Genomic DNA, 9,380 nt, shown 5'->3' on the forward strand with positions numbered 1-9,380 from the left:
AGAAAGCCCGGCGCGAGATGGCGCAGCATATCGACGAGCGGCTGACAGCCGGCGATAAAGCCGCCGCAGCTGGCCAGAGACTTGCTCATCGTGCCCATCCAGAGATCGATGTCTTCCGGCGCGACGCCTGCGTGCTCACGAATGCCGCGTCCCGTTTCGCCAAGCACGCCGAGCGAATGCGCCTCGTCGACCATCAGGAACACGCCATGACGGCGGCGGATCTCCGCGAAACGTTCGAGCTCCGGATAGTCGCCGTCCATGCTGTAGAGGCCTTCGATCACCACCAGCACGTTGCGGTACTCGTGGCGCACGCGCGCGAGCAGGCTGTCGAGTTCCTGCCAGTCGTTGTGCGCGAACGCCAGACGCTTCGCACCGCTCAACTGCGCGCCCTGCACGATGCTGTTGTGCGCGAGAGCGTCGTGCACGATCAGATCGCCGTGACCAAACAATGCGCCGATCACCGTGACGTTAGTCGCATGGCCGCTCACGAAGGCAACGCAATCGTCGGTCTCGTAGAAGTCGGCAAGTGCGCGCTCCAGGTCGCGCTGCACGGGCCGCTCGCCCGCCACCATGCGGCTTGCGGAAACCGACGTGCCGTAACGCGTGATCGCATCCTGCGCCGCCGTCATCACAGCCGGATCAGAGGCAAGGCCCAAGTAGTTGTAGTTCGCGTAGTTGATGTATTCGCGCCCGCCGATCGTCGTGGTCGCGCCCGCTATGCCTTCATGCACGCGGAAGAACGGCGACTGCACGCGCAGCGTCTCGCCCATCTCCTTCATCAGTTTGACCTGCTGAAAGAGCGGCATGGCCTCGAAGCGCGCGCGCGCGTCGAACGATGCACCGCCCGCGCCCGGCACCGTTTGCGGCACATCCAAAGGCTGCGTCGACGCGTTCGAAACGCGTTCCAGTTGACGCTTGAGCGCCGCGGCGGCTAGTTGCTGCCGGATCTTTTCACCTACGCCCATCTGCGCGCGATTCCTTGTTGGTTCGTTTGTATGTGCGTTTTCAGGCGTCGCACTCGGCCCATGTCCACGCGTCGCGCTCGGCGAGCAGCGCGGACAAAAGCCGCCAGTTCATTTCATGGCTCGGGCGCAGCGCGCTCACGCGTGCGAGCAGCGGCGCACCGGCCAGCGCGAGATCGCCGACGAGGTCGAGCACGCGATGGCGCACGAACTCATCGGGCAGACGCATGCCGCCGATCACGCGATTGCCCACGATCGAGGCCGTGCACGACAGCCGCGCACCGCGCAGGATTGGCGTGCGCTTCACATAACCCGCGGCGATGGCGGGCAGCGCCCACTTCACGCGCCCATACGAGCGTGACGGCGCGATTTCGCGCGCGAAGACTTCAGGCGTGATCGCGCCTTCCCACAGCATGTCGCCAAAACCCTTGAGGTCGTTGCGCACGCGCACTTCATAGCGCTCGCATGGCTCAATGCGCATTTCGCGGCGCTGCGAGCCTTCGCCATCGCTCACCACCACCGGCTTCGTCACGCGGACAAAGCGCTGCGGCTGAGCGAGCGCCATGCGCCCGCAGGCGCGGATCGCCTCGATCCAGGGCGCAGCGCTGCCGTCGAGGATCGGCACTTCTTCCGCGTCCAGTTCCACGATAGCGTGGTCGATGCCGCATACGAGCAGCGAGGCGAGCAGATGCTCGACAGTACGTACGCCCTCGCCTTTTTGCACGCCGTCGCGCGCACGCAGCATCGTGCATAGCGGCTGCGCCTCGCGCAACGCCGGGTCGGCGCGCAGCGTGGCGACTTCGCGGCCCGCCTCCACGCGACGGAACACGATGCCATGCGCGGGCGTTGCATCGGCCACGGGCAGAATACGCACATTCACGCGCCGTCCCGTGTGCAGACCGTGGCCTGTGAGCGTCAGCTCGTGCGCGAGCGTGCCCTGGGTGGCGCGCCAGCCTTCGGGCGCCCTCATTCGACCAGTTCCTCGGTGCGCTCGCCCGCTACGGCAGGCGTGGCGGCTTCGGTTTCGGCACTGACGTCGATGGCGTGCTTGCGTGCAAGCGCTGCCGCCGTTTCGGCTTGCGCAGCGTTCTGCGCATCGGCCTGGGCTTCGAGCGGCGAATCCGCCGACTCCGCATAGGCTTCGATCAACTCGACGATGCGCGCCGCGAGCGTGCGCACTGTCGCGCCCTCCGCAATCGCCATCACCGAGAGCTTGACCTCGAACGCTTCTTCGACCGCGAGACCGAGTTCCATCCCCATCAGCGAGTCCATACCCATGTCGAGCACCGAACGCTCAAGCTCCACCTTCTCCGGCGCGAGATGCAGGATGCGCGCGATCTGCGTGCGCAGCGTCTCTTCGACGAGCGCGAGCGCCTCGGCGTGCGGCAGCGCCGCGACGCGCGAGCGCACCGGCTGACTGCCATCGCTCGCCGGTTCGTTCGCATTGCGCGTACGCAGCGCGGCGTAACGGCGCGCGCCGGCGGCAGGCATGCCGCGCGAGAGCGCCTGCCAGTCGAGACGCACGACCGCCTCGCCCGCCGTGCCTGCGATCAGCACGCGTTCGAGCGCGACCAGCGCCTCGTCCGACGAGATCGACGCACCGCCGATACGCGATTGCAGCGCCTCGCGGGTCTTTTCGTTGCGCGCGAGGAAGCCGACGTCGTCGAGCGGGCCCCACGCCATGAAGGTGCCCGGCAGCTTGGCCGCACGGCGCGTCTCCACCAGCGCTTCGAGGAAGCTGTTCGCCGCCACGTAGCTCGACTGGCCCGGATTGCCGAGCGCCGTCGTCGCCGACGAATAGACGATGAAGAAGTCGAGCGCGCACTTAAGCGTCGCGCGATGCAAGTTCCATGCGCCCGCAAGCTTCGGTGCGAGCACGGCTTCGAAACGCGCATCGTCGAGGTTACGCACGAGGCCATCGTCGATATGCATCGCCGAATGCAGCACGCCCTTGAGCGGCGTGCCGCGCGCGGCGATCTGCGCAACCAGCGCCTGCACCGCAGCGGCGTTCGTCACGTCGCACGACACCACATGCGTCTGAACGCCGGATTCCTCGTGCCAGCGCGCAACTTCCGCGCGCGCCGCGTCGTTGAGCGTGCCGCTGCGGCTCGCGAGCGTCACGTGACGCGCGCCGCGCGCCACCATCCAGCGCGCCGTCGCAAAGCCCAGACCGCCCGTGCCGCCGATCACGAGATACGCACCGCTAGCGTCGCAGCGCAGCGCGCCCGCCTGCTTCGATCCATGCGCCACACCGCGCGTAGGCGCAGGCGTGCCCGCCGGATAGCCAACCAGCACCTTGCCGATCTGACGCGCCTGCTGCATGTAACGGAACGCCTCTTCCACGCGCGCCGCCGGGAACAGACGGTAGGGCAGCGGGTGCAGCACGCCATCCGCGAAACGCTGCATGACGGCTTCGAACAGACGCGTCGTCAGCTCGGGCAGCACGCCCATGAGCTGATCGGCGTCGATGCCGAAATAGCTGATGTTGTTGCGGAACGGCCTCAGCCCGATACGGCTGTTTTCGTAGAAGTCGCGCTTGCCCAGTTCGAGGAAGCGGCCGAACGGACGCAGCGTGTCGATACTGCGCACCATCGCCTCGCCCGCGAGCGAGTTGAGGACGACGTCGACACCCGCGCCGCCCGTAGCGTCGCGCACCTGATCGGCGAACGCGAGGCTGCGCGAATCGAACACGCGGTCCACGCCCAGCAGGCGCACGAATTCGCGCTTCTCGCGGCTGCCTGCGGTGGCATAGACCTCCGCGCCCAGCAGACGTGCAAGCTGGATCGCCGCGATACCCACACCGCCCGCGCCGCCGTGCACCAGCACGCGCTCGCCCTCGCGCACGCGCGCCAGTTCGACGAGCGCGTACCAGGCCGTGAAGAAGGTGGTCGGGACCGTTGCGGCTTCCTCGAATGTCATCGACGCCGGCTTGTGCGTAACCGCGCCCGCACGCGTGACGACACGCGTAGCGAACGAGGCCGGTGCGAAGCCGAGCACGGCGTCGCCGGACTTGAAGTTGGTCACGCTCGCGCCCACGCGTGTCACGCGGCCCGAAAGCTCCATGCCGACGGTCGCGCCCGCGAAGCCGGTTTCGACGGCTTCGTCGGAGAGCAGACCCATCGCGTACATGACGTCGCGGAAATTCAGGCCGGTTGCGACCGGCTCGATTTCGACTTCGTCGGCGTCGAGCGCGCGCGAGGTTTGCGCGAACCATTCGAGGTTACGCAACGATCCTGGGGTATCGAAGGCGAGCACCGAGCCTTGTGCGCTTTCACCATTGGTCGCGCTGCGGCGTTGCGCCTGCGCGGCGTCGAGCATGCGCGGCACGAAGCGGCCATGCGCGCTCAGCAGCACTTCTTCTTCGACATCGGCTGCCAGCAGTTCCTGTGCAAGCAACTCGAACGCGTTCTCACAGGATGCCGACACGTCGATCAGGCGGCAGCCCAGTTCGGGATGCTCGTTCGCCAGCACGCGGCCGAGGCCCCAGAGCGTGGCCTGCTCGGCGCGGCGCGGTGCCTGCGCGATAGGGTCTGCGTCAGCGAACGGTGCGCCATCCTGCGTGACGATGCTCAATTGCACCGGCAACGCCGATGCGCCCAACTCACGCACTAGACCCGCGAGTGCAATCGAGGTTGCGCGCTGCGCCTGCATGAGTGCGGCGCCATCGGCGTCGGCGGGCAAGACGGCGTCGGGGGCGACGAACACGAGATGCAGCGGCGCGCCATCGTGGGCGGCGCTCACAGCATGCAGCGCCGTCGCGACTTCCAACTGAGCAATGAGTTCGACGTCGCCGCCGTGTGCGCGTAGCGCTTGTGCGAGGCCGGTGACGCGGGCGTCTTCATCGGCATGAACGAGCAGCCACGGCGCCTTGGTCGGCTCAACGGCAACCGGCGCGGCTTCCAGCACGCCCGTCGTCACGCGCATCGGTGCGCGCGCAACGATCAACGCAGGCGTGCCCTCAATCTCGTAGCCCTGCTCCGCGAACGACACGACATCGACAAAACCTGCCGCTTCCAGCAGGCGCACGAGTTCGGCGGCGCTGTGCGATGCCACCGCTTCGGCGCGTACCGGGCCGAACACGATATCGGCGAAACGGCCCCGACGCGGCTCGGCCAGCGCGATGAACGCGCCCGGCGCGAGCCAGCCGCGCAGCGCAGTCAGCGCCGCGAGCGGATCGCGCTGCCCTGCCAGCAGGCAGTTGGCGATGATCATGTCGTACGGTGCGTCGTCGTCGCTCTGGAGTGCGAGACGTTCGTTACGCTCGCCCGCGACCAGCGTGACGAGACGCGCGTTGTGCCCGCCTTCAGCCGCGAGCGCCGCCTGTTGCGGCGCCGTGCAGGCGATCGCGTAATCGCAACGCCCAGCCGGCAACGCGACTTCGAGCGGACGCGGCACGTCCACATCGGCGCGGCCGATTTCCAGCACGCGCAGACGGCGCGACGACGACCATCCCGCCACCGCACGCGAGGCGAACGCGCCGATCAGCGCACGCACATGCGACCACGTCGGCGAGGCTTCGAAGAAGTGCTCGACGAGACTCTTGCTGGTCGGCGACATCAGTTTTTCTGGCGCCATCTCGCCTGAGAGCAGCGCCGGGAGCGCCGCGCCGCAATGGGCAAGCAGCGTCAGTTCCGCGACGTGCGCAGGCGATTGTTCGAGCAGGCTGTGCCAGAGTTCGTCGACGGGCGGCAGCGCCTCGCAGGCTTCGGGCTCGCGTACGAGCAGATCGCCCTCGCGACGCGCGAGACCGTCCTCGACCAGCATCGCGGCCACACGCGCGGACAGCTCCGGCAGCGGGCCAAACGCGAGGCCCGGCGTGCGGAACGCGCCGATCTTTTCGAACGCACGCAAGGCGTAGCCGCTTGCGAGCACGTCGATGAGCGGCAGCACTTCGGTCAGGTGCATCGCGCGGCGCTTTTGCGCGTCCTGCCCGCCGTGGTTGGCGAGCACGCGCTGCGCCTCTTCGAGCAGCGCTTCGGGAGCCGGCAGCGCCGAAGCGTCGAAGCCGCCCGCGAGCGGACGCGCTTCGAGGTGATACGTATAGCGCGACGGTGCAGCGTGTCGGCGCGCCTGGAGATCGACGCGGCGGAAGCGGCATTGCGCGAGACGCGCGACCACGCGCGCGGCGCCGTCGAGGAAATGGAACGACACCACCACCGAATGCGGACTGCGGCGCTCGACCACGGCCAGCACCTGGCGGATCGTGTCGCCGCGCAAGTAGTCGATGCGGCCAAACTGCACCGGCAGCCACGCGGCGCGATCGCCCTTATTGGCGCCCGTCAATGCGAAAAGCGGATGGAAGCCCGCATCGAGCAGCGCCGGATGCAGGTTGTAGCGCGCGAGATCGGCATCGTCGGCAAGTTGCGGCGCGGCCAGTTCGGCCAGCACGGCCTCGCCCGAAGCGCGCACGCATTGCACGCGGCGGAACACCGGGCCGTAGGTCAGGCCGATCGACTCGGTTGCGGCGTAGAGCGTGGGCGCATCGACGGCCAGTTGCGCCGAGAGCGCCTGGAGCAGATGCGGATCGACCGTGCTGCCGGCGTCGAGCGTGTTGCCGCTCGCGAGCAGGCGGCCCACCACGTTGACCGACCAGGCGTCGTCGCTCATGCGCTCGCGCGTCTCGATCGTGAACGCCGCCGTGCGCACGTCGATGACGAGACGGAACAGCTTCGCGTGATTCGCCTGGAACACCACGGGCTGACGAATCTCGACGTTTTCGAGTGCGCAGGTCTCGGTCGCAAAGAACACGCGTGCGGCCGCCAGCGCCATTTCAACGAAACCGGCTGCTGGGTACGTCACGCCGCCGTCGACGACGTGATCGGCCAGATACGGCAGACGCGCCGGATCGATCTGGTTTTCCCACCCGAAAGCGTGCTCGTGCAGGCGATAACCCAGCAACGGATGCTCGCGGTGGCGATTCGCGAGGCCGTAGCCTTCGATCGTCGGCACGAGCCAGTAGTGTTCGTGTTGCCACGGATAGTGCGGCAGCGTTGCCTGCGCCGCGCTTGAGTTGAAAGGCACGAGACGCTCGCGGTCCACGCGCGCGCCATGCGCCACGGCGGCGAGCACCGCGCGATGGAGCGTGGCGGCGCTATCGTGCTGACGCTTGAGCGTCGGCAGCGGCGCGCCGGTTTCCTTGAGCGCCGCGAGCGTCTGCTTCACGTAGGTGCGCAGGATCGAGTGCGGGCCGACCTCGACGAACAGACGCACGCCCTCGCCCACCAGATGCGCGATGGCATCGCCAAAGCGGACCGGCTCGCGGATATTGCGCCACCAGTACTGGGCGTCGAGCGACGTGCCGTCGAGCGGTGCGCCCGTCACGGTCGAAACATAGCGATGCGTGGCGGTGCGCGGCGCGATATCGGCCAGCCCCTCGCGCACCGGCGCTTCGATGCCGTTCATGTGGCGGCTATGGAACGCGTAGTCCAGATCGAGCAACTGGAAGAAACGGCCCGTTGCCTTGAGAGCCGTGCCGATCACATCGAGGCCTGCAAGCGAACCGGCCAACGTGACCGACTGCGCGCTGTTGATACCGGCGACTTCGATATCGCCGGTCAGGCCCTGCTGGAGGATCATTTCGCGCGCTTCGGCCTCGCCGATGCCCGCGGCAGCCATGCGGCCCGTGCCGCGCGTAAGCGCCTGGGCGCGGCTGCGGATCTTGACGACCTGCACGGCGTCGGCGAGCGTCAGTGCGCCAGAAGCCCAGGCTGCGGCGACTTCGCCAACGCTGTGGCCCACGCACGCGTCATAGGCTACGCCGTGCGCTTCGATCACACGCACGATGCCGACCTGGATCGCGAACAGCAGCGGCTGCGCGTGTTCGGTGGCGGCGAGCGTCTCTGCATCGGCACCGGCTGCGAGCATCGCGTGGAGCGACGCGCTGCCGTCGGCGCACCAAAGCGCGTCGACTTCTTCTACCGCCGCGCGGAACACGGCGTCTTCTGCAAGTAGTTGCTTGCCCATGCTCGCCCACTGCGAGCCATTGCCCGAGAAGACCAGCGCGATGGGCGCGTCGTCCGCGACTACTTGCGCGTGGACGAGCGCGGCGGGCGCGATCTCGCCTTGCGCGGCGGTATCGTCGGGATACGCCAACGCGGTGAGCGCAGCATGCGCTTCGTCGAACGTTGCGGGCGCAATTATCGCGCGATGCTCCAGCCATTGACGGCGATGAGCGGCTGCGTTTGCGAGCACGTCCCATACATCACCTGCATCGAGACGCTCCAGATAGCGGGCGGCGAGCGTCGCCAGCGAGCGCTCTGAACGCGCGGTCAGGACGAGCGGTGCGAAGCCTTGCGTTTGTGCTGCGTAAGTGACTTCGACTTGTTGCGCCGGCGCCTCGGTCAGCACGACGTGCGCATTGGTGCCGCCAAAACCAAACGAGTTGACGCCGACCACCAGATCACGGCCATGCGCGCCAATCGGCGTCATGCGCTCGACCACGCGCAGATGACCGCCAGCGAAATCGATATTGGGGTTCGGCTTTTCGAAGTGGAGCGAACGCGGCACCGCACGATGCTTCAGGCACAACACCGCTTTGAGCAGCCCCGCCATGCCCGACCCCGTTTCCAGGTGGCCGATATTGGTCTTGACCGAACCGATCAGGAGCGGCTTGTCGGCATCGCGGCCCGCGCCGACGACATCGGCGAGCGCACGAGTTTCGATCGGATCGCCCACCGCCGTGCCTGTTCCGTGCGCTTCCAGATAGTCGACGGTACGCGGGTCGATCTGGGCGCGTGCGTAGACCTCGCGCAGCAGCGCCGCCTGCGTGGGCGTACCCGGCACGCTGATGCCGCCTTGCGTGAAACCGTCCGAATTGACGCCGCTGCCCGCGATGACCGCGTGAATCGTGTCGCCGTCCGCGAGCGCGCGCTCAAGCGTTTTCAGCACCACGACCGCGCCGCCTTCGGCGCGCACATAGCCGTCGCCGGTGGCGTCGAACGCGCGGCAACGCCCACGCGGCGACAGCATCGACGCCTTCGAGAAACCGACGAAACCGTATGGGTGCATCAGCAGATTGACGCCGCCCGCGAGTGCCATGCTGGCGTCGCCGGTTTGCAGCGCCTTCACGGCCTGATGCAGCGCGACGAGCGACGACGAACACGCCGTATCGATCGACATGCTCGGCCCGCGCAGATCGTAGACCCACGAAATGCGGTTCGACGCGATGGAAAGCGTGTTGCCCGTGGCCGAATACGGATCGACCGTGTTCAGATCGTCCATATTGCGGTTGCCGTAGTCCGTGCTGGCGACGCCGACATAAACTGCGCAATCGCTGCCGCGTAGCGCCTCGGGATGCACGCCGGCGTCCTCGAACGCTTCCCAGGTGAGTTCGAGCAGCAGACGCTGCTGCGGGTCCATCTGCGTCGCCTCGCGCGGCGAAATGCCGAAGAAGGCCGCGTCGAAACCCGCGACATCGTC

Annotated in this window: 3 protein-coding genes; all 3 read right to left on the reverse strand. The window is 67.6% G+C overall.

Annotation, left to right across the window (positions count from 1 at the left end; genetic code table 11):
• A partial coding sequence (locus VG320_RS27155; protein ID WP_327203163.1) for an aminotransferase class I/II-fold pyridoxal phosphate-dependent enzyme occupies positions 1 to 965 on the reverse strand: 965 nt, incomplete at its 3' end.
• 40 nt (positions 966 to 1,005) lie between these two features.
• Positions 1,006 to 1,932 carry a UDP-3-O-acyl N-acetylglycosamine deacetylase gene (locus VG320_RS27160; RefSeq protein ID WP_327203164.1) on the reverse strand — a complete coding sequence of 309 codons (927 nt, stop codon included), beginning with the start codon at positions 1,930 to 1,932 and terminating at the stop codon, positions 1,006 to 1,008.
• The coding region (locus VG320_RS27165) for an SDR family NAD(P)-dependent oxidoreductase (protein ID WP_327203165.1) at positions 1,929 to 9,380 on the reverse strand (7,452 nt) is incomplete at its 5' end. The genes VG320_RS27160 and VG320_RS27165, both read right to left, overlap by 4 nt.

Source organism: Paraburkholderia sp. (genome assembly GCF_035948235.1).
Classification (GTDB): Bacteria; Pseudomonadota; Gammaproteobacteria; order Burkholderiales; family Burkholderiaceae; genus Paraburkholderia.